This window comes from Microbulbifer harenosus, from assembly GCF_005771435.1.
GTDB lineage: Bacteria > Pseudomonadota > Gammaproteobacteria > Pseudomonadales > Cellvibrionaceae > Microbulbifer > Microbulbifer harenosus.
The window spans coordinates 154,794-176,112 of the sequence record NZ_VANI01000005.1; the positions used below are offsets into that span (position 1 = coordinate 154,794).

Sequence of the window (21,319 nt, forward strand, 5' to 3'; positions counted from 1 at the left end):
ATTATGCGACACTCACAGCCAACTCAGACTCTAAAACTTTGCCCCTTTGCTTGAGCTCAAATATATCCACCAGAGCCTCCATATATACGCTCGAGCAGTGCCTGCTCTTAACGAGCTCCCGTCCTCGCGCAGCGTTATCCGAGACCCCTTGCCAATGGGCGTACAATTCGCTTATTGCTTCCAAGTAATTTTCGACCAACTTAGCACTACTTCCTGCATTTTCTACCAGGCGGCCCGTTTTGCCACTCACCACCAACTCGCCAATACCACCTACATTTGGAGCAATGACAGGAAGACCGACGGACATCGCCTCTAGCAAAACGTTCGGCAAACCATCGAATGAACTGGTATATACAAGGGCATCGTACTTCTCGATGGGCAACTCATAAAAAGCACTAAAGCTTCCTTTATACTCAATCGAGGTACCTTCAACGTCAAAAAACTGCGATGAATCAACCCCTTCCTCGATAGAGCCGAACACATCTATTTGCAAGACATGCTTAGTCATGTTAAGCATACGAGAAATTTCCACCAGTAAGTCCGGACGCTTTTCAGGCGCGATTCGAGATGCCCATAACAGTCGAAACTTTGGTTTTTCGAGACTCACCTGAAACTCAGGTGGGCTGCAACTCGCATATAATGTGTGGTACTTCGACTGTAGATTCCCCAGAACGGCTTCATCCATATGCGCAATAGCGTCACAATCACTGACTACTTTCCAGAAACTTTCTAGATGTTTTCGCATTACCTTAACGCCCCATGGGCCACGCGCTACCTCGTCCTTCCATTCGTAGTAACCATCTGAGAAGCGATAATACACAGGCCTGAAAGCCTCAGAAAGAACCCCCGAATAAGCATCATAAAAATTGTGCACAAAAGGAGACGATTTGAGATGAAGTCTCGCCTTTGGCTCACTCACTGCAAGCAAAGCACGCACCAACAACGCAGCCCTCTCACTCTCATCGTAAGAAGGAAACGCATTAAATAAATCAATAAAAACTGCTTTTCTGGGCAATCTAGCCACCCATTCATGTACTTTCGAAGATTGGCCAGTTACAACTAATATCCTGGCATCTGCCTCGCACTGAGAAATTCCATTTAGGATCTCCAATATATATTTTTCAGCGCCACCGGGTCGCAACCAAGGCAGGAGCACCACATCAGAAAAAGAGTGACGCCCCAGTAAAGAAAACAAAGCCCCAAGCTGCATCCCCCAGTGGTCTTCTCGCCAAGGAACCGGACTGTAACTACTTGCCTTTTCAACAGATGCAAGCTCCACCTCTGGCTCTAGCCGAACCGCATCCAACAGGAAACCTTGAAGTTTCTCAGACCGCATGAATAACTCAGTGTTATTTTCGGCCAATATCTGCTTCCGTGTTTTAAAGAACTCGTGGGACACCTCAGTCATTAGGACATGCTCACGCACTAACGCACAGAAGGACTCTCGCTCAAACAGGCTGTTATGAGGTATCAACTTGGAGGAGATAGAGTTGGCCTGTTTTAGTAGGCTACCCTCCCGCTGTCGGTAAAAGAAAGCCGTATCTTTCGCAACGAGAAATTCATAGCCACTTGCCAGAAGCCGACAATTAAGATCCCAATCTTCGTAGGCAAACCCCTTTGTCAGCTGCAAGTCTTGATACTGCAAATCATCAAAAACTGATCGCGCGACAAATATCCGGGAGACATATGGATGCTGCAGTGCAAAATCTGCAGGTGTCAACCACTTGGAATCGACATATCGCACTACGTGATACTGTTCACCAAAGGCGCAAAGGTACTCAACAAAAACAACAGTTTTACCACTCTTATGCGACTTCGCAGTTCGCAATAACTCCACGATACAATTGGACGAAACCAGGTCATCAGCATCGGATGTCCAAATATACTCACCCGAGGCTTGTGATATACCGGCGTTTCTAGCAAGCCCTAAAGAACCCACATCGACATCGACTACCTTTACCTCGTCGCAGATAGAAAGATCAACACTAAAAAAAACATCGCACGTTAACTTATCTGATCTGTCAAAAACCGCCACGAGCTCACAAGAAATATTATTCATCTTAGCCTGAACAACACACTCTTTAATCGACTCTAGAGTGGGTCGCAAATACAATGACTCGCGGTGCATATTCAAAACAATACTTACGTCGATTTTTTTATTTTTCATTTTCACGCTCTGTAACACCTTCACACAGATGTTTTTTCTCAGCAGCCTGCGCCCACTGCACCATCCGATTACGCCCCCAGAGGTTTGCAAAAACCTCATCCAACTTGCATTCAAAAGCTCGCCAGGAGTGATTTTGGAGAACCCGTAGCCTTGCACATTCAGCTTTTTTGCTAGACACAACTATGTTTGACAAACACTGAGTGATAGCTTCTGCATAAGCCGTCGGGTCGCTATGGTTATCAACCAGAAACCCCGTAACTTCATCAACAAGGTCAGTAATTCCACCTACATTTGAGGTAACTATAACCATGCCCGATGCTGCAGCTTCCACCAATATATTGGGCAGCCCGTCCCATGCGGATGTATTTAGCAGCACCCTATAATCTTCTGCAACAGCCTGAAAGCTCGAGTAAGGCGAAAATACGGTGATATTCTTTTGAGACTCAAAATGGCTTAATTTATTTCTTCCACTCACAACAGCCTGTCCGTATACATGAAACTCCACATCCGGCAAGAGCTTAGCCACCTCCAGAAGAAGCTCCGGTCTCTTTTGAGGATCAAATCTTCCTGACCAGATTACTTTTCGGTTTCCTTCCGACCTACTGATGGGTAACTTCAACAGGCTTTCGTCAGTGGGAACCTTTACCACTTCAAATGCTGCCAAAGGAAGTCCGTATGCCGCGCATATCTGCTCCGGGTAGCTACAATTATCAGTCAGGATTTTACGGATATATGGAGCCGACTCCCGCAAGAATTCGCGGCCATAGCCAACTGGACAGCCATCCTTATCGTAGTCATCACAATAAAGTGAGACATATACATCCGAAATTGCTGCCAGCGTTTTCCCGCTATTCTTAATGCAGCTCCATGCGAGCCGCGAATTAATATTATGAACACAGCGTGGCTCCAACTGGATTAACAAGCGCATCAGTACGGACTCTTGCTCAATAGGCGAAAGCCAAGAGGCCTCCTTTCCAAACTGCAAGATATCAATCTCTTTTGGAACCTTATCGAGCCAAGCAGAATGAGTTACCTCTGTTAAAATTAACAAAACTCTAACTCTACGCTTGGATAAATAACGAAGGTGGCACAAGGTCACCAAATCAGCACCACCCATTTTTACCCAGGGCGCAATCAAAATGTAATCGTATCCCTCCCTGTGCGCCACTAGATTCATGAGCTTCCGGTAAACACGGCCTCCAGCAGGGTGGATCGCAAGTGGAGCAAATTCAAGACCATGACTCTGGATGATATTAGGATTAATTTCATACTCAAGGCTTGCCAATGACAGCATTTCTTCACGAAGCCAAGCCGGGATACCTTTTCTCTTTTCTGCTGTATAGTGTACCGGCCAACCCATGGCTTGTGCCGAGTCATCGCTGCTAATGAACAGCGCGCGCCTTAAACGGTGCAAGCAGGCGACAGTGCGATAGGAAAGGTTGCCGGGCAAACGCCTAATAACAGGCCTCAAGAAGTGTCGATATATCGCCAAGGATAATTTGTACAGCAATCTAAACATCATATTTCACAATGGAAGAAATTTGTTTTTCTGATATAAACCCTATTCTGCAACTGTTCACTCAAGAGCGAAGAGTGCTTCCTTCTGTAAAAACCACTAGTCTGGGGAACAACTTTATGGATGTAACCCGCCTTTATGGTGCAGCAATTCCAGTGCCAGTCTTCATGACCAAACCCCTGCTGGCGATGATTACTTTCCGCATACTCAATACTTGCGAAGACTTCCTTGTGCGCAACTACCCAAGAAGTCCAATAGTTAGATAGAAGCAGCCCATCGGGATCAAAACCAGCGTCTTCTTGGTCTATTTGCCAAGCGTAGGAATTATATTTCCCGAAATTAACCACAATTTCTGGATGGCAAACAATATGTTTCCCTTTCCGTTTAATTAGTTCCTTTGCTGCATACAACCAATTTTCGGAGTACAAATCGTCGCCGTCGAGTATCGCCACAAATTCACCATCCGCCGCCGAGATACCTCTATTCCTCGAAAAACCCAAGTCTCCATAATTGACATTTAGCAGCACGTCATTCGGCCGCACACACGGATGAGATTCAACAATTTTTTTTGTCATTGCATCGACCGAGTCAAACACAACGACTAACTGCACAGGTTCTTCAAATTTTTCACAATATTTTCTACAGCGGAGAATTGAATTTAGTGTAATCTGAGCGAGAGTTCGCTCATTATGAAAGGTTACGACTACGGAAATCATAAAACTAAATTCCATGCCAATTTCGATCGGCAGATTTCGTAAAAGTTGTGATCAATCGGGTGTATCAAGGTGAGCCTGTGCGGCTTCTTATGGATTCGAATTACGTCTCCAGGCTCTGTCACTACCTGCTCGTGACCATCGCAAGTCACATATGAATGTGTAGCGTTATGCTCACCAATGATAACTTTGAACTCACTGCTACCCTCGACAACAATAGGGCGACTACTCAAAGTGTGTGGATTTAGGGGCACAACAACGATCGCATCTAATTTGGGATGCATAATAGGGCCGCCACCAGATAACGCGTAGGCGGTTGAGCCGGTAGGTGTCGAAACAATCAGACCGTCTGATCGCTGCGTATAAACAAATTGGCCATCAATAAAAAGGTCAAATTCGATCATGCGAATGTATTCACCAGGGTGAATAACCACATCATTTAATGATGAGCCTTTACCAACAAGCTTACCATTGCGAGTCACTGACATGTCGAGTAAAAAACGGCTTTCCGCCATATATTTTCCCGAAAGCACATCGCCTACTTTTTGCTCGATTTCGTCGGGGGTAATATCTGTAAGGAACCCGAGACGACCGCGATTTATACCGAGAAGGGGAACACTGAACTTCGCCAGGGAGCGAGCAGCTGCCAGGAGACTGCCATCGCCACCAACAACAATTACGAGATCGCAGAGTTCTCCGAGCTTGTCTTTGCTAGATACTCGAGCCGCGTGATTAGATACGTCATTGGCTGTGTTTTTTTCGAGCACGACTGAATAGCCCTCACGCTCGAGAAACGCCATGAGACGCTTGAGCGAAAGGGCTGCACTGTCACTTTCTGTGCGGCCGATAAGGCCAATATTCTGAAATTCTGACACCGCTCCCCCAGGTGCCCGAATTTGGGCCAATGCAGTACTGTGTTTATTGATTAGCTGCAAAACTGACCACTTTCTAGACGGGGCCGTCAACAAGTGGTTAATAAGCAATCAAGTTTATATTCGATGACGGGCAATTATGCCTGAGCAAAAACAGTGAGTCGAACACCTCGGCCAAGCAAAAGTGACCGTTCAATCACCATTCAAGCTGATCATATTTCAGACAGATCAGTGTCTCAGCCTTCCTTTCAGCCAACCAGCCCGCGCCTCCCCTGTAATCCGCCAGTATGCAAAAAAAGGATCCGGGGCAGTTCGTCGAGCCAGCGCGTGGATTTTTTTCTTTCAGATCGTTCAATGGCCTTTGCGCCGGCCCACACTAGTTTTGCGGTATAGACATGATCAAGTCCCAACCCCCCAATGAACTCGCATTCTTTCTGGGTCCTCAGCAATGCTGCGCTGTACTTGCCATAACCACCATGATGAGCGTCTTCGATCAGGTTGATTTGCAGCTCTCGGCCATCGTCTGCGGCCCTCATCTCTACCGATTTGCGGATACTGCCTGCGGCCTTCAGCACCGGGACTCCAGTTAGGCTAGTTCTGTCAGGCATGCGGGCCGCAAGTGCGCCGAGCGTAAGCCCCGTGCCACAGGCAACCCAACATTCATCGAACGCTACCGGCCTCGTTTCCCTGATGATATCGGCCAGTAACGCAACCCCTTTGGCACCAAGGTCATTCGCGCCCCCCTCCGGTACATACCAGTATCTCTCTTGCGCGATGCCAATCTGGGTAAGGAAGTGCGATTCGTTACGCTCGTGGTAGAGCTTTCGGGGTACAAAACGTAATGACATGCCAAAGCGCTCAGCATCCTGCAGCATGGCACTGAGCGTCGGCGGTCTTTCTCCTCGAATAATGCCGATCGTATGGAAACCAAAGCGCTGCCCCGCCGCCGCAGTCGCATGTATATGATTTGACCAGGCTCCACCGCAGGTGATGATGGTGTCTTTACCCTGGGCGCGGGCTTCCAGGAGGTTGTAGATCAATTTGTAGGCTTTGTTACCGGAAATCAGCGGGTCGATGAGGTCGTCGCGGCGTATCCAGAGGTCTATGCCGGGGAACAGGTCTGAGCGGATCTGCTGATAGGGTACGTTGCGGGCGGCTTCGATGAAGGCGTCGAGGCTGAGCTCGGTGAGGTAGCGGATCATTCTTTGCTTGTCGTCCTACTTGCTCGGCGCTTTATGCGGGCTGGGGCAGCTGACCGGATTGCAGGAACGATGCGCGCTCAAAATGTTTGGACTCCACACTGCTGCCAGACTTCACCAGGAAGGAAACACCATGCTGGTCAGACTCTGCGGTAACTTCCGCTTCCATTGTAGGTGGTCGGCGCAGCAGGGCTCCGGGGTCGAACAGGGCGACGTTGATGCCTTCCCCGCCGTTGACCGGCAGCTGAGCTAACCCGGTGCACAATGCTCTGGCAGATGGGGTTTCCAGGCCCTGCACTCCGCACTCCCGCATCTGTGCACCAAGCTGCTGGCAGAATCCATATTCAGTGGGATGGGTAAGCGACGGCCAGTGCTCTCGCCAGCTCTCAGCCTGAAGCCGCACACCCGGGTCTGCGCAGTACTTCGCGGCGAAAATCTGGTGGTAGCTTGTGACTGGAGCGGTGGGCGCTTGTTGCATGTCGTTCAAAAACAGCAGCCGATAATAAGCCGCTTCTGCGAGGACTGTCGCTACGGTTTTACTGCCATAAAAGATACCGCGCTCCGCAATGCCGCCAAAGCGTGAGCCCCATGGAAGTGGCGGATAGCGAAAGGGAGTGGCCAGCAGATAGTGAAGGTGTTCACTGCCGGGAAGCCGCTGTGGCTTGCTCTGTTCCAGCAGGTTCTCAAGAACTTCCTGCTTTTGCAGGCTGTCGACCAGGCTCCGGGTGGCTATTTCCTCCTGCGACTCAATGATGCGGTACAGGCGGCCAATCAGACGTGTGGCGGATTGTCGGATCTTGTCGCGGAGATCGATCAAACCTTGCCTCGCATGGCATCCAGATAAGAAACGATACGCACCAGCCCTTCAATACGGCATGCGAGTTCCCGCGGAACCCCGTTGAGGGCTCGATTGGCCGTGGCGAACCAGGTTCTGGCCCCCTCTTCCCCTCCCATAAGTACAAATGCTGAGCGATAGGCCCGAATCAGTAGCAGGGCCAGCTGACCCTCAGCGCTTTGAGGGGCAAGACCGCTGCGACGGCGCAGAGTGCGGTCATCCAGGTGGATGATTTCACTGAGCTCTTTCTTCTTCAGGCCGAGATGGTCCGCAGTGTTGAGCGTGGCCTCAAGAAGGACCTGATCTTCTGAAACTTGAGGGGGATAGGCGGGGTTAGCCATTTTGCCTCCGGAATGGGTTTAGAGGACATTTGACCAAATTCTATGTCAGGATAGGACAAACTGCAACTTGCAAGACTAAGTGGAAATAGCGAGAGAGCTGAGCTGGGCTCGACATACCGAACGTAGGACCGGAAGGTCACGGTTTTGCGGACACAGATACGAAAAAGGCCCCGCTCTTTCAAGCGGGGCCTTCGGGTAAATGGCGGACCGGACGGGACTCGAACCCGCGACCTCCGGCGTGACAGGCCGGCATTCTAACCAACTGAACTACCGGTCCGCGGTAGCCTGATCTATTCCGTCTTTGACGGTTCACCTGCAAGCAGGCTCCTACAAATCAGGATTTGGTGGGTGGTACAGGGGTCGAACCTGTGACCTACGCCTTGTAAGGGCGCCGCTCTACCAACTGAGCTAACCACCCACTTGGATTCTGAGAAAACCTTGCTGCAGATTTCCTGAGACATCCTCGCGACTCTGGGTCATCCCCCGAGAGCGAGGCGCATCATACCGGACTGCGTTGTTGTGTCAACAAAAAATGCGCCAAAATTCCCCGGGCATCTTCGCTGTATCTTTGTTAACCAAAAGTTCGTTTTCTACTCTCTTGCGCAATTGCTCTGTCGATTTCAATTCAGTCCGTGCCCAACTCCTGCCCACCGTCAGATACTGGCACTGGCATGATCTCTTCTTGTCGCACCTCAGCATCCCGGGCGATGTCTCCCGGCAACTGACGATAATCTGCGCTGATCACATGCCCTGCAATAATGACATCGCCGCCCTGGTCGAAAAGCCGCTCTTTCGGGCGCCCAACATCTGGTGCGTTGAAGTTGCAAACGCCATCCGGGAAGACTCTGCGCATGTCTTCAATGTGTTCCACGACCGCGGCGGACGCCACGCCGTAGGTGTTTTTGGCAATAGCGCGCTCAAGAGGCTGCAACTCACATTTGAATATGTCACCGGTGATGGGGCCGCCAGCCACTTGGCGAGGAGTGCTGTAAATAGGATATTTCCGCATACACGCCCCTGCCGGTTTACTGTTCCAGGAGCCGTCCCACACACTCGGCCCCGCTGCCATTACATTGCCATTTTTATCAAAGCAGCGATCGGTGGCTTCAACTGGTTTGTTGCCTGTCACACCCATTTCGGGGTGCTCGATAATTCTTTGCATCCAGTGGTCGATGATATCCAGCGCCTCGTCAACGGGATCGTACCCCTTGTGACTCATCCAGATCAGCTGGTTGTCCGAGTGCCCACGGGCACGGCGGATTCGCTCGCGGCTGGAAAAGGACGCAAGGCTGTGGTGCATATCCAGTTCGCCCTCAAGATAATGCCGCACGTCAACTATCGGGATTTCCACATCGCCGAGAAAAACATGCCCGGAACGATAGATTCCTTCAATGGCTTCAACACTCGCCACACTTCGAGGTGCAGGGTTATCCAGGCTGCCGAGATTCATATTGTGCTCACTCCATACCGACAGCTCGACAGGGAACACATCACCATTCATAAACCAGAGTTTTTCACCGCCCTGCTCGGTGGGAGCCTTCCATCCACCGATGGTCGCGTTCAGACGCAGAAATTCATCGATGCTGATTTCACCCTTTTTCAGTGCTTCCAGGCCGTACTGGACCCCCTGATTATCCCAGGCACTGTTGGCATAGCCATCCGGTCCCGCACCGTAAAAATCGCGAAGATCCTCCCAGTGGGTCCAGTGAGTATTCCTGGCGACCGGATCGGCAAAGCTTTGGCTAAAGTGCACAAAGTTGGGATTGTTCACCAGTGGCACTAGCCCTCGCCACCCCTGAACGCACTCCGATGAGCCTTCCGCAGTATTGCGGTAGCGGCCGTCAAACAGCGCTGCAACGTTTTCCAGAGCCTTGAACCGATGATCAAATTCTTTCTGTGAAGCCAGACCGATAACCGCCTCGCGCTCGGTCACATCCTTCCAGCGAGGATTATCGGCAGCGACCACGTCAAAAAAATATTCCAGCGGTTCGCAGTCGAACACATAAGTGGTCTGGCTCACCATATCCGGATAGGAGTAGAGGGGAAGTGCGGCATCGAGAACACCGGGGGCGTTCTGGGCCAGCAGATACTGCTGGATGGCACCACCGGAGCCACCGATTCCCACGGTATACATGGGCTCGTCATACAGCGCGATAAATTGCTTTTTAAGGCGCCGAGCCGTGTCTTCCGCAAGCCAGATATTGTAGTGATTACTGGTCTGGTTTGCCGTGGAGTAGACTACCGCGTAGCCTCGGGCGAGCTGATCTTCTCGGCGTTCGATAATCGCTTTCCGGCTCATATTGCCCTGACGGCGCCCAACGCCCACACCGCCGCGAAATTGATATATCAGGCGCTTGTTCCAGTTGCTGATTGTCGGCTTGTCCGCCGTCTCGCTGTCACCACGTAGTGCTGCAATCGCATAGAAAAAACGATTGATTGTTCCCGTCTCCAGGCGCACGACAAAGTCTGTGGTTTTGCCATTAACAGTTACTTGATCGATGTCATTGTTCGCGTTTCCCAATGGATGGAAAGCACCGTCCTGCGTACTGCGGTAGTAATAAGAGACGGACGTCGTGTGACTGCAATCCCGGCTGTACCCGATGACTTCATCCGTCTGGTTGCCAGTGTCATCCAGCGCAAACACGGGTATACCTTCACCATTGTGGTTATCGACCAGTGGCTGGGCGTTAGTAACGGTATTTTCGCCGCAAAGGAAAGGATACGTGGAAGGGCCAGAGAACAGGGTTTCTACCGGACCTGATTCGCCAATTGCAATCGGGAACGGGAAATATTCGGTTGGGCGACCACTCTTACGCGGATGCTCCCCAGCATAGGCTGGTTTTGGAGCGTGATCCAGGGCGCCTTGGGGCACACCGACGACAGGTGCCTTAGGAACACCTGGAATTCTGGGCAGTTTTTCATACACAAACCAACCGCCGAATCCCAACAACACAAAAAATGAAATTGCGACGGCCTTTATCATCCGCCGAGTGCCGAACCGCCGCGCGGAGAAATTCCGTTCGCTCCAAGCCATATACGCCTCCGTACACCTTTTCGTCTTCCCTGTGCCAGCGCAGCGCGCAATCACACTGCATCAGCCTGTCAGATCAAGCAATCGAGGTGGCACAGCAACAGTATATGTGGCGCCGGGAAAAGCGTCGGAGACTTGGCGGAGTAGTAAACTCGAAGAAAATGAGAAAGGAATACGCAGAAAGTGCGTCGTGCGGGTCGTTTTAAAATTTAGACCGCAGAAAGCGGCTATTAGAAGAATGAAATCCGGATATTGTAAGCAAATCGCACCATTTTTTGCCCCAAAAGCAGGGGCAGGCAGCACGCCGAAAAATTAAACGGCGGGCCGCCAATCCAAAAGGCGTCAGACAATAATGCCGCGCGCCTGTAGAGACTTGATCACCGCATCCACTTCGTCTTCCAGGGTCATCTGGTCTGTGCGCAGATGCAACTCCGGGTTTGCCGGCGCCTCGTAGGGATCGTCGATACCGGTAAAGCCGCGAATTTCCCCTGCGCGGGCCTTTTTGTACAGGCCTTTGGGGTCGCGCTCTTCCGCCGCTTCCAGCGAACAGTCGATAAAGACCTCCATAAACGGCAGGTCGCCCTCTTCATGCACCTTGCGCACCATGGCGCGGTCTTCCGCATAGGGACTGATAAAGCTGCTCAGCACAACCACGCCGGTATCCGCAAACAGCTTGGAGATTTCACCCACACGGCGGATATTTTCCTGGCGATCTTCCGCGGAGAAGCCCAGGTTTGAATTGATGCCAAGACGGATATTATCGCCATCCAAGCGATAGCTCAGCACACCGCGAGCGGCAAGCGCTTTCTCTACCGCAACCGCTACGGTGCTTTTGCCGGAGCCGGACAGGCCGGTGAACCACAAAGTGACCCCTTTATGCCCCAGCATCGCAGCACGGTCACCACGGGTTACTTCCCCATCGTGCCAGTGAACATTGGTTGCCTTGCGCTCAACTACTTCCGTCACATTCTTCCCCTAACTACCAAAGTGGCTGGATTCGGCCAATTCCACGACCGAAATTACAAAACTGGCGCACATTATCCTAGATCGCCCTAACCCAGGTAAAGGCAACCCATAGAACAATAAAAGCCTAAAACCAAAAAACCCGGCATAAAGCCGGGTTCATGGGACCAACAGGTCAAATATGGGGTGGCCGACGGGGATCGAACCCGCGACCTCAGGAGCCACAATCCTGTGCTCTACCAACTGAGCTACGGCCACCATTGATAAAGTTTTAATTGATGTCCTGTGGCGACACCAATGTCCTGCCCTGGCATAAAGCCCGGCAGGGCCAGAACAATTGTTTGCAAAGCTCAGCTTTGCGATTGTTCTGGCGCCAGTCAGCGGTGCTGACTGGCCGGAATAGTCCTGCGACTTGAGGCCAGCAGCGGACAATCACAAGTCCACCAAGCTCGCAGCCACCATAAATAATGGCACGCCCGGCAGGACTCGAACCTGCGACCATCCGCTTAGAAGGCGGATGCTCTATCCAGCTGAGCTACGGGCGCAAGAAAACCCGGAAATCTGGTCGGGGCAGAGGGATTCGAACCCCCGACATCCTGCTCCCAAAGCAGGCGCGCTACCAGACTGCGCTATGCCCCGATTCCCTATGGGGTTGCCCCCGTTCGAGAGCGCGCATATTACTTGCGACCCCCGGGGGTGTCAACGCCGCTAACCTATTATTTTTAAAGTAGTTTAACCTTTCCTCTATCCGTACCCGGCCGCACGGTCACCGGCCGCGACTGGATGGGGAAATTGTTCGCCGCCTGTGCGAAAATAGCGCCCTTTCATAAAGCTTCCACACAACCTCCAAGTAGAGCCTGCCGTTCTCTGACGCCAGCTCTTCGATCAAGTTGAGATATTTCTATGTCTGCACTGGTTCTGGACGGCAAGGCCCTTGCCCAGAAAACCGAAGAAGAACTCTCTTCCCGCGTAGCCGCACTGAAAGAAAAAAGCGGCGGCCAAACGCCGATCCTCGCCACCATTCTGGTGGGGGACGATCCCGCTTCGGCGACCTACGTAAAGATGAAGGGCAATGCCTGTCGCCGTATTGGCATGGATTCCCTGCAGGTAGAGCTGCCCTCTTCCACCACTACTGACGAGTTGCTGGCAAAAATCGAAGAACTGAATGCCAACCCGAATGTACATGGCATCCTTCTGCAGCATCCGGTACCGGAGCAGATTGATGAGCGCGCCTGTTTCGATGCAATCGCGCTGGAAAAAGACGTCGACGGCGTGACCTGTCTGGGCTTTGGCCGCATGGCCATGGGTGAAGAGGCCTATGGGTGTGCGACGCCCAAGGGCATTATGCGTCTGCTCGAAGCCTACAATATCGAGTTTGAAGGCAAGCACGCAGTGGTTGTCGGCCGCAGTCCGATTCTCGGCAAGCCTATGGCGGCCATGCTACTGAACGCCAATGCCACCGTTACCATCTGCCACTCCCGCACCAAGGACCTGGCGGACCATATTCGCCGCGCCGATATCATTGTTGGCGCCGTGGGCCGCCCGGAATTTATCAAGGCCGAATGGATCAAAGATGGCGCCGTGGTGGTGGATGCCGGCTACCACCCGGGTGGTGTTGGCGATATCGAACTCGGCCCGCTGGTGGATCGCGTCGCCGCTTACACCCCGGTTCCCGGTGGCGTTGGTCCCATGACCATCAACACCCTGATCTATCAGTCCGTTGATTCCGGCGAGAAGAAGATTGGCTGAAGGTAAATCCCTGCGCCTCGACAAGGCCATCAGCCAGGTCACGGACCTGTCGCGGGCGGAAGTAAAGCGGGCGGCGAAACAACAGAGGATCACCGTCAATGGCGTGACGGTGACCGACCCGTCCGCCAAAATCCTCGACACCGACGAGCTCTGCCTGGACGGCGATCTGCTCACGGAGGCCGGCCCGCGCTACTTCATGCTGAATAAACCACTGGGTTACGTCTGCGCCACCAAAGATGGTGAGCACCCGACGGTGCTCGACCTGCTGGACGAACCCAACAAACACAAGCTGCATATTGCGGGCCGCCTGGATATTGATACTACCGGCCTGGTACTGATCACAGACGACGGCCAGTGGTCTCACCGGATCACATCGCCCCGGCATCACTGCGCCAAGACCTATTACGCGCATCTGGCCAACCCCATTGATGAGAGCGCGGTCGACAAGTTTGCCAAAGGTATCTGGCTGAACAACGAAAAGAAGCGCACCAAACCCGCGGAACTGGAAATTCTCTACCGCAATGAGGTCCGCATTACCATCAGCGAGGGCCGCTACCACCAGGTCAAGCGTATGTTCGGCGCACTCGGCAATCGGGTGCTGGAACTGCACCGCGAGCGCATCGGAGACATTGTGCTGGATGAAGAACTCACCGAAGGGGAATACCGCCTGCTCAGCGCCGAGGAAATCGCCAGTGTCGGCGGAGCAGATGCCAGCGCGTCCGAAGCGGACTGATCGCGGCGATAAACAGATATCTGGACTATGCAAACCCTGCTCTCTCAACTTCTTCGCGACAGCGACGAATACACCCTCTGGATTGCGGACGAAAACAGCAAAGCGCTGCTGTCTGCCGGCATCCACTTTGCCGGCAGCCTGCTCAGCAATCGCTGGGATATTGTCTGCGCGGCCGAAGCGACCGGTATTCCCGCAAACTTCTGTGATTTTGAATTGGGCAGTAAGGGCGAGAAATATACCCGCATCGTTTATCCCGTTTCGAAGGAAAAAGCTGCGGTACACCATGTCATCAACGCTGCGGCAGAAGTACTGCAGTATGGTGGAGAGCTGCTGCTTCTCGGCGAAAAGTCCAGCGGTATCAAAACCTATGCGCAAAAGGCCGCAGCAAGACTTGGCAGCCCCAAGCAACTGCAGAAACATGGCAATGATTATCTGAGCACCAGCGTTTTTCATGCCGGAAAAACCGGCGTGCCGCTGGAAGATACCGACTACACACGCCTGCGCCAGCCGGAAGCCTTGGATGGTCTCTGGTCCAAGCCAGGGTTGTTTGGCTGGAATAAAATTGATGTTGGCAGCGCCTTGCTGGTGAGGGAACTACCCCAATGCCTGCCGGCAGACAACACCGCGGATTTTCGTGTCGTCGATCTCGGTTGCGGGTACGGCTACCTGAGCACTCAGTTGGCCAGTTTACTTCCCTCGCGGGAGAAACTTTATATTCAGGCGACGGACAACAACGCGGCGGCAATTCTCGCCTGTGGGAAAAATTTTCAGGCGCGAAATATTCACGGCACGGTAACTGCCGGCGATGCGGGATCGGAAATCAGAACCGGCACCGCGCAACTGGTGATCTGCAACCCGCCGTTTCACCAGGGATTCCAGGTGGAAGGTGATCTCACCGACCGCTTTCTGCAACAAGCGGCGCGCATACTGTGCCCCGAAGGCACTGCGCTTTTTGTGGTCAATGAATTCATACCCATCGGCAGGAAGGCCGAGAGACTGTTCCAGAAGGTGGAACTGCTGAACAAGGAGCACGGTTTCTGCGTTTATCGACTGACCAAATCCAATATAGAGACCGTCAAATATCGCGCAAATTAAACAGGTTGGTAGACAGGGTATGCTCTTCCAGCTGCTCGAGCTCCAACAAACGCTCCAGCGCGTGTTTGGCGCTTGGCGTATCCGCGATCAGCAACAGATCCCGGTACTGATCCGCCAGATAGACCTCAATGTCCATCGCCACCTTGCCAATGGCTTCCACATCCGTGATATCGGTATTTCTCAGACGCTGCAGCAGCTCTGGCTCACGCCCCTCCGGGGCAAACTGGACCCAGGTATGCAGTGCGCCCTCACCGATGTCCTCACGGAAATTCTCAAGTGTATGCGTCATCGACAATTCACGCCGCTTGAGCTGGTCCAACAATAAAACCGCCCGCGCATTCGCAGCCACTAATTCGAATTCTTCATATAGCCGACTCAGTTTCAGGTGGAACTCCCTCCCCTCCTGAATCACATCTTCCAAGGTCTTGTAGCGCATCAACTGATCCCGGGAAAACAACTGCCTAAAATCAGTATAGACTCACGGATCATTCAGGCGCCAATCCGGTTTGTGTCTTGGGTGCGCGCTATCCGCTACCGTACCGGGCACTATCACCGAAGTTTCCGCAAGCGGGCGTCCAGTCTGCGCGAGGGGTTGGAGGGATTGATCTGCGCTGGTGCCCCATCCGTCAGAACCGAACGGCAAAGCGGCGCCCTGCTGAATATGCCAATACTGTTTTCATAGCCGGGAAGATCGGCAGAATAAGCGCCCGCCATGTGTGCACGCATCGCCGGAGCACGCCAGCCGCTCTGCAGCAGCTCCTGGCGACTACCGAAGTTGCTGACTATCAGTCCATCAGGAGCGAGCAGCTTCAATAGCTGGCTGCTCCAGCGGAGATCCGCAGTAATGGCCCGCTCTGCCACACCGTCGCAATGACCAAACAGATCATCCACGATCAAGTCGAAAGATTCGGAATTACTAGCAGCAAGCTCGGCAACAAATTGTCTGGCATCGGCACAAATGAGATTGGCTTCGCGCACCCCGAAAAACTTTTGCGCAATGCTCAAATGATGGCGATCAATATCCACGCCAACTATCTGATCCGGCGCCACAAAGTGTTGCAACAAACGGATCAGCGCACCACCGCCGACGCCTAGAATCAATACCCGCCGCAGCTCTTGTCGCGACCGAAAAAATGCTGGCAGTAACAGCAATTCCCACAGAGAACCCTTGAGCGGATCATTCGGATTCCACTGAGAGTGAAACACACCGTTACTGTAGAGCCGCACCGTAGCCCCGTGAGTCCTGACCTCGTAACGGGTAATCCCAACCTGCTTCCGCCAGATCAGCGCCATCCCCGAGCCTTTATCTATTCTGTCGGCAGGTCGGAGTGCCGCAGAAGCGTTTGCGCAAACGCCTCAATACCGGCGAGATCCTGCTCGGTAAACCGGGCCACCTGCGGGCTGTCGATATCCAGCACGCCGATGCAGCGATCGCCGTTGTACAACGGCACCACGACTTCCGATGCGGAAACAGCATCACAGGCGATATGTCCCGGGAACTGATGGACATCTTCCACCAGCTGCGACTGACCCATCTTGACTGCAGTACCGCACACGCCCGCACCTACCGGGATACGCGTACAGGCCGGTTTGCCCTGAAATGGCCCCAATCGCAGCTCATCACCGCACAGGAAATAAAACCCGGCCCAGTTGATGTCCGGGAGCTCCAGAAACAACAGCGCGCTGGCATTGGCCGTGTTCGCCAGCCAGTCACGCTCACCTGACAACAGCCCGGACAGCTGGTCACATAAGGATTGATAGAATGCGGTTACCGTCATAACAGATTCCAGACATTTAAAACTAAAAGCCCGCTTGGTTAAGCGGGCCTGTTTGTAAAGACTTGTCGCGATTTGTCGGTCGACTACCGATAAGGATCAGCCACCGCTTCGGTTCCGTCAGCACCAAGGGATTCACGCGCCTCTGCATCCACCGTAGGCCTGGACCATTCGGCGTCATCCCCAGACTCACCGCGGCCGCGAATGGCGGGGCCAGGAGCGGTCACATCACCAGCTACCAGGCTCGCCGCAGCGCCAGACGACTGGCCACTTGCCGACACCGGTTTGGCGGGCTCGTTATTCAGCACCCGGGCGGCGATATTGTTCAGACTCGGGCGGCGGCGTTCGGCAACCTTCACCGCTTCAAGCTCCGCGTTCAGCCGATTGATTTCGGCCTGCATGTCTCCCACTTTGGCCTGCAGATCGGTGATCTGGGACAACACGCCTTTAACCTTGCGACTTTCCTGTTCATATAGCACTGCAGCACCGCCGAAAGCCACCACGAAGACCAACAAAATCGAAAACTGACGCATCCCAGCCTCCCCTGCTCAAGCGCGAATGTATGTTTAGATGTGCCGTTAATGGCCCGCCGAATACTAGCGGAAGTGGAGATATCTTCCGCGAACTGGCGCGTAAAACGCAAGTTCAATAAATGACTGGCTGGGCCGCTACGATTTCATCAGATCCGATTCAGCCTTCCACTGTCTCCAGCATGTCCAGAAACTCCAGACTCGCCTGCTGGCGGATGGTGCGGCGGTGGTTAGCCCAGAGTGCGGCAATCTTTTCCTGATTGCACACCTTGCGGTCAACATACACACGGGTTTTGAGCTCACCGATGGGTTTAGGGCTCGGGCATTTACTGAACACGAACTGGTTGGAAATCAGGTCCATAAATGGGCCGGATTTACTGCTGGGCATGATGAACAGTAATTGCAGCCCCAGGGTTTCCGTCAGATAGCGGATCACCTCCCGCGAGCGGGATTCGTCCATTTTCGAGAAGGCCTCATCCACCAGTACCATTTTCAGGTGGCTGCTGCCGTCATTAAAACGGAATGCGGACGTGACCGCCGCGGAGCGGATGATGTAGGCCGGGGTTTCCAGCTGACCGCCTGAGCCGGTGCCGTACTGGCTCAGCGCAATAGGCTCTTTGCCCTCCGGTTCCTTGTAGATTTCGTAATTGCGATAGTTGCGGTAATCACTGATGCGGTCCAGTTCGCGGCGGGCGAGTTGTTCATCTTCACTCAATAACATATTCAGCAGGCGATCGCGCACCTGCTGGTGCTTGGGGGCGAGATCTGCATCAAACAGGCTCTGCTCCTCGCCCAGGTTCGGCAATTCGATCACCGCCTTGAAGAAGTTCCAGTACTCCTTGAATTCCGGCACCCAGCGGTAGTCGAACCGGAAGCGCTCGCGGTCGGCACCGAAACGGTGATGTTCCAGCTCCTGGTTCAGATCGTCCAGCACCCGCTTACCGTCGTTGATCGATTGATAAATCGCATGGCACAAATGCGTGACGAAGGTGGTGTTGAACGATTTTTTCAGACCCAGCAATTGCTCATGGCGGTCCACCAGTAGATTGTTCTTCAGGCGGTTGCGCAGTGCAGTAACCTGCTCCACCAGCTGGCACACCAGCTTGAACTGGCCCTCGCTGTGACCGGCGGCAAAATCCGGATCGAAAGACAAAGTGTCACCGGTGCCACTGCAGCTGTTGTAGTCCATCACCGCCTTCAGCAGTTGGTGACTGTATTTCTGCAACAGGCCCTGCCATTCGCTTACGTCCCGGGCAAAATCGAAGCCATCGCCAGCCTGAGCGGCTTGGTCATCGGCGTTCTGCAGCGCGGTCTCGGCATCGAAATCCGGGGCAATTTGCACAATGCGCTGCACCGCCGCTTCACAGTCTGACAATTCTTCATCCAACTGATCCAGCTGGCCGGACAGCGCATTCAGCTGCTTGGCAATGCTGTCGAGATTGGTCTCGAGCTTGCCCACCAGCTTCTGCAGGCTGGCCCCCTGCTGCCGCTCGGTATCCAGCTTGTGGTGTAGTTCGTTGGCCTGCTGTTCCAGTTCGATACCGTCGTCGAGATCCAGGTTGGACAGTGCCTGCTCCGCGTTGCGCCGCTGGCGCTGCGCATTCAACGCAGCATCCACGGACTCGAGTAGTTTCAGGGGCACAAGGCTGCGCACTGCCTGGGCGAGCTTGCGCAATTGCTGTTGATGCTCATTGACCTGAGTAGCTTCTTTGAGCAACTGGCGCATGGCCCGCTCCTGGGCCGCCAGTGCCCGCGCCCGCGCACCCTGTCCAAATACCAGCTCACCGTCGTCGATATCACAGCGCCACATACTGTAGTTGCCGCTGGCGAGACCCTCGGGGGTGAGACCGCGACGGGTACTGCGCAGCTCATCGGCATCCCGTACCTGCTGCACGCTACCGTAGGACGCGCGCAGATAATACTCCGCAGTTTTGTGATTGAACGACATCAGTTCGATGATGGATTTTTTCGGGGTCTCCATCCGCTCCGCATCGCGCCGCGCCTTGTCGCCCTGAATCACCCGCGCGCGGTTATTCTTGCCGGGCATAGCGCGCACGATACTGATGGCCTCTGCTTCGAATCTGGCGTCGACGATGATGGAGAAACGGGCACCACCGAGATAACCCTCCACCGCCATCTGCCAGCGCTCGTCCAACACCTCCACGAAATCACACAACACCTGCGGCTCCGCCTGCGGGCACTGCTCGCGAATCGCGGCCAGCGCCTGATCCACATAGGGCGGATAGTGGACGCGGTTGGACTGCAGATAATGGATGCGGGATTCCTGCGCCTGCAGCGCCTTTTGCAACTGCTGGGTTTTCTGCTCGCCACGGGAAACCAGATCGTTTACCAGATCCCGCAGGGTGACCTGCCCCGGATCGGCATCCGTCATCTGCTGTACCAGGCGGTTCTGCAGAGCTTCTGCCGACGCCGCCTGCTCCCGCAGAGACTCCTGCGCGGATAGGTCAATCCAGTCTTTGCCGAGCAACCCCTGCAGTTGCGGCAGGTCATCACAGCGGGCTACGGCCTTCAGGGACTTGAGCAATCCGCCACCACTGAATGCCGGAATCTCCAGTGACACCGAAGTGCTGTTCAACAGCGACAGGAGATCACCGGCAGCGGCCTGGTTGGCGGAAAAGGTCTGCTGCTGAGAGGCCAGTGGTGTACCTAACGAAGACAGGGTGCGATTGGCTTCTGAGATTTTCTGGTCCAGCTCATCCTTGCTGCGCAGCGCGGCAATACCCTGGCGCTGGGCCTGGATAGACACCAGCTGCTCGTTGAGCAATCGTGCACGACCTTCCGACAACTGGATTTCCTGCCCTGCACGCTCAAGTTCCGCGCGGGTCTCTTTTTGCCGGTTTTTACCTTCGAGATAGGTTTTCTGCACCCGCAATTGCTGGTGCTTGGCTTGAAGGTATTCCTGCACCCGCAATTGCAGCCACTGGCTGCGGTACATATCCGCGGATTCCGCGATGCGTTGAAGACTGTCGACTCGGTCGACGATTTCCCGCGCCTCCTGCTCCATACCGTGGATGGTCTTCATCAATTCCGAGACAGAGCGGATGGCTTCGCCGAGGTCGCGCTTTTCCAGCACTTCCTGGGCGACAAAATCATTGATGCTTTTTACTGGCTTGTAGGCCATAAAATTGGCAAAGGTACGTGCCGCATGGGTGGCCTCGCGATCAGGAACCGCATCTTTGCGCCCGCGCAGCGCGCCGTAGAGACGGCGCAGGTAGGCCTTTTTCTTGTCGTACTGCTCGACCTTGTCGAACTGCTTGCCGATCACACTGTAAAAGCGGTCCAGCGGCAACAGGTGTTTGCCGTCCTGGTATTCCTTGACGAAATCGCCCATCCCCAGCTGCTCGCCGGGGATCACAAAAAACTTCAGGCTTTCCTGGCGGGCCTGCGCGGGCTTGGCGCTGGTGTCCAGATGAGCGCGGATCCCCATGATTGCCGTGAAGGGCTCGCCGTCTTCACCATCGGTGGGGTGGAAAACCCCGGCAATGTAACAATCCGTCGGTTGCAGGCGCGCATAGCTGCCATCGTCACAACCCAAGACATAGGACGCGAGGGTGCGCACTTGTTTTCCCCCACGGCCGCGCTGAGTGGTTTCATCCTGCCCGGGGTTGAAGGTAAACAGGGTATCGTGGGCGGCGGTCATCAGCGTCTGGATTGCGTCCGCCGCGGTGGTCTTGCCCGAGCCGTTACCGCCGGAAAACAGGTTGATCGGCCCGAATTCGTATTCCAGCTGGGGAATATTGCCCCAGTTGATCAGGATGAGCTTTTTAAGAAACATGGGA

General features: G+C 53.8%; 17 protein-coding genes and 5 tRNA genes. 3 read left to right on the plus strand and 19 right to left on the minus strand.

The window, feature by feature from the left end:
- Position 1 precedes the first annotated feature (1 nt).
- From FDY93_RS05190 to FDY93_RS05255, 14 genes are all read right to left on the minus strand, one after another.
- Positions 2 to 2,167, minus strand: a complete 2,166-nt coding sequence (locus FDY93_RS05190) for a glycosyltransferase (protein WP_171018898.1) — start codon at positions 2,165 to 2,167, stop codon at positions 2 to 4.
- On the minus strand, positions 2,157 to 3,686 hold the full coding sequence (locus FDY93_RS05195) for a glycosyltransferase family 4 protein (RefSeq protein WP_220446102.1): 1,530 nt from the start codon (positions 3,684 to 3,686) through the stop codon (positions 2,157 to 2,159). The genes FDY93_RS05190 and FDY93_RS05195 overlap by 11 nt, the downstream gene beginning before the upstream one ends.
- Positions 3,686 to 4,399 (minus strand): glycosyltransferase family 2 protein, encoded by a 714-nt coding sequence (locus FDY93_RS05200; protein WP_171018899.1) that lies wholly within the window; start codon positions 4,397 to 4,399, stop codon positions 3,686 to 3,688. Before FDY93_RS05200 ends, FDY93_RS05195 begins: the two co-directional genes overlap by 1 nt.
- A complete protein-coding gene (locus FDY93_RS05205) occupies positions 4,396 to 5,271 on the minus strand; it encodes an NAD(+) kinase (RefSeq protein WP_138234808.1) in 876 nt (291 codons plus the stop codon). Before FDY93_RS05205 ends, FDY93_RS05200 begins: the two co-directional genes overlap by 4 nt.
- A 245-nt stretch (positions 5,272 to 5,516) precedes the next feature.
- Entirely contained in the window at positions 5,517 to 6,470 is a 954-nt protein-coding gene (locus FDY93_RS05210) for a 1-aminocyclopropane-1-carboxylate deaminase/D-cysteine desulfhydrase (protein ID WP_138234690.1), read from the minus strand.
- Between the two features lie 31 nt (positions 6,471 to 6,501).
- Positions 6,502 to 7,284 (minus strand): RES family NAD+ phosphorylase, encoded by a 783-nt coding sequence (locus FDY93_RS05215; protein ID WP_138234691.1) that lies wholly within the window; start codon positions 7,282 to 7,284, stop codon positions 6,502 to 6,504.
- Positions 7,281 to 7,643, minus strand: a complete 363-nt coding sequence (locus FDY93_RS05220) for an MbcA/ParS/Xre antitoxin family protein (protein WP_138234692.1) — start codon at positions 7,641 to 7,643, stop codon at positions 7,281 to 7,283. Before FDY93_RS05220 ends, FDY93_RS05215 begins: the two co-directional genes overlap by 4 nt.
- A 200-nt stretch (positions 7,644 to 7,843) precedes the next feature.
- Positions 7,844 to 7,920: transfer RNA gene (locus FDY93_RS05225), tRNA-Asp, on the minus strand.
- A 65-nt stretch (positions 7,921 to 7,985) separates the two neighbouring features.
- Positions 7,986 to 8,061, minus strand: a tRNA-Val gene (locus tag FDY93_RS05230).
- A gap of 207 nt (positions 8,062 to 8,268) precedes the next feature.
- Complete coding sequence (locus FDY93_RS05235; RefSeq protein ID WP_246068466.1) at positions 8,269 to 10,731, minus strand: DUF6351 family protein; 2,463 nt, start codon at positions 10,729 to 10,731, stop codon at positions 8,269 to 8,271.
- A gap of 285 nt (positions 10,732 to 11,016) precedes the next feature.
- Positions 11,017 to 11,640: an adenylyl-sulfate kinase gene (gene cysC / locus FDY93_RS05240; protein WP_138234694.1), complete on the minus strand. Its 624-nt coding sequence runs from the start codon at positions 11,638 to 11,640 to the stop codon at positions 11,017 to 11,019.
- A 179-nt stretch (positions 11,641 to 11,819) separates the two neighbouring features.
- A tRNA-His gene (locus FDY93_RS05245) sits at positions 11,820 to 11,895 on the minus strand.
- A gap of 210 nt (positions 11,896 to 12,105) precedes the next feature.
- Positions 12,106 to 12,182, minus strand: a tRNA-Arg gene (locus tag FDY93_RS05250).
- A gap of 17 nt (positions 12,183 to 12,199) precedes the next feature.
- A tRNA-Pro gene (locus FDY93_RS05255) sits at positions 12,200 to 12,276 on the minus strand.
- Between the two features lie 264 nt (positions 12,277 to 12,540).
- Between FDY93_RS05255 and folD the strand changes: the two genes are divergently transcribed.
- The 3 genes from folD to FDY93_RS05270 are packed head-to-tail and all read left to right on the plus strand — an operon-like array spanning position 12,541 to position 15,214.
- Positions 12,541 to 13,386, plus strand: a complete 846-nt coding sequence (gene folD, locus FDY93_RS05260) for a bifunctional methylenetetrahydrofolate dehydrogenase/methenyltetrahydrofolate cyclohydrolase FolD (RefSeq protein ID WP_138234695.1) — start codon at positions 12,541 to 12,543, stop codon at positions 13,384 to 13,386.
- Positions 13,379 to 14,119 (plus strand): 16S rRNA pseudouridine(516) synthase RsuA, encoded by a 741-nt coding sequence (gene rsuA / locus FDY93_RS05265; RefSeq protein WP_246068467.1) that lies wholly within the window; start codon positions 13,379 to 13,381, stop codon positions 14,117 to 14,119. The genes folD and rsuA overlap by 8 nt, the downstream gene beginning before the upstream one ends.
- Positions 14,120 to 14,146: 27 nt before the next feature.
- Positions 14,147 to 15,214, plus strand: coding sequence for a class I SAM-dependent methyltransferase (locus tag FDY93_RS05270; RefSeq protein ID WP_138234696.1), 1,068 nt, complete (start codon positions 14,147 to 14,149; stop codon positions 15,212 to 15,214).
- On the opposite strand, the gene FDY93_RS05275 is transcribed toward FDY93_RS05270, so the two are convergent.
- The 5 genes from FDY93_RS05275 to FDY93_RS05295 all read right to left on the minus strand — a co-directional run bounded on the left by FDY93_RS05275 (position 15,195) and on the right by FDY93_RS05295 (position 21,315).
- The gene (locus FDY93_RS05275) at positions 15,195 to 15,650 is read right to left on the minus strand and encodes a hypothetical protein (protein WP_138234697.1); all 456 of its coding nucleotides are present in this window, start codon (positions 15,648 to 15,650) and stop codon (positions 15,195 to 15,197) included. The two genes, FDY93_RS05270 and FDY93_RS05275, sit on opposite strands and share 20 nt — an antisense overlap.
- 113 nt (positions 15,651 to 15,763) lie before the next feature.
- Positions 15,764 to 16,507: a spermidine synthase gene (locus FDY93_RS05280; RefSeq protein WP_138234698.1), complete on the minus strand. Its 744-nt coding sequence runs from the start codon at positions 16,505 to 16,507 to the stop codon at positions 15,764 to 15,766.
- A 14-nt stretch (positions 16,508 to 16,521) separates the two neighbouring features.
- On the minus strand, positions 16,522 to 16,992 hold the full coding sequence (locus FDY93_RS05285; RefSeq protein WP_138234699.1) for a GAF domain-containing protein: 471 nt from the start codon (positions 16,990 to 16,992) through the stop codon (positions 16,522 to 16,524).
- A gap of 83 nt (positions 16,993 to 17,075) precedes the next feature.
- Positions 17,076 to 17,522, minus strand: coding sequence for a hypothetical protein (locus FDY93_RS05290; protein WP_138234700.1), 447 nt, complete (start codon positions 17,520 to 17,522; stop codon positions 17,076 to 17,078).
- Positions 17,523 to 17,679: 157 nt separating this feature from the next.
- Positions 17,680 to 21,315: an ATP-binding protein gene (locus FDY93_RS05295; protein WP_138234701.1), complete on the minus strand. Its 3,636-nt coding sequence runs from the start codon at positions 21,313 to 21,315 to the stop codon at positions 17,680 to 17,682.
- Between the last annotated feature and the right edge of the window lie 4 nt (positions 21,316 to 21,319).

Coding starts and splice junctions, on each gene's coding strand:
- FDY93_RS05190 (WP_171018898.1), bottom strand. CDS start 2,167: ATGAAAAATAAAAAAATCGACGTAAGTATTGTTTTGAATATGCACCGC.
- FDY93_RS05285 (WP_138234699.1), bottom strand. CDS start 16,992: ATGACGGTAACCGCATTCTATCAATCCTTATGTGACCAGCTGTCCGGG.
- FDY93_RS05220 (WP_138234692.1), bottom strand. CDS start 7,643: ATGGCTAACCCCGCCTATCCCCCTCAAGTTTCAGAAGATCAGGTCCTT.
- FDY93_RS05290 (WP_138234700.1), bottom strand. CDS start 17,522: ATGCGTCAGTTTTCGATTTTGTTGGTCTTCGTGGTGGCTTTCGGCGGT.
- FDY93_RS05210 (WP_138234690.1), bottom strand. CDS start 6,470: ATGATCCGCTACCTCACCGAGCTCAGCCTCGACGCCTTCATCGAAGCC.
- FDY93_RS05280 (WP_138234698.1), bottom strand. CDS start 16,507: ATGGCGCTGATCTGGCGGAAGCAGGTTGGGATTACCCGTTACGAGGTC.
- FDY93_RS05295 (WP_138234701.1), bottom strand. CDS start 21,315: ATGTTTCTTAAAAAGCTCATCCTGATCAACTGGGGCAATATTCCCCAG.
- FDY93_RS05200 (WP_171018899.1), bottom strand. CDS start 4,399: ATGATTTCCGTAGTCGTAACCTTTCATAATGAGCGAACTCTCGCTCAG.
- FDY93_RS05270 (WP_138234696.1), top strand. CDS start 14,147: ATGCAAACCCTGCTCTCTCAACTTCTTCGCGACAGCGACGAATACACC.
- folD (WP_138234695.1), top strand. CDS start 12,541: ATGTCTGCACTGGTTCTGGACGGCAAGGCCCTTGCCCAGAAAACCGAA.
- FDY93_RS05275 (WP_138234697.1), bottom strand. CDS start 15,650: ATGCGCTACAAGACCTTGGAAGATGTGATTCAGGAGGGGAGGGAGTTC.
- FDY93_RS05195 (WP_220446102.1), bottom strand. CDS start 3,686: ATGTTTAGATTGCTGTACAAATTATCCTTGGCGATATATCGACACTTC.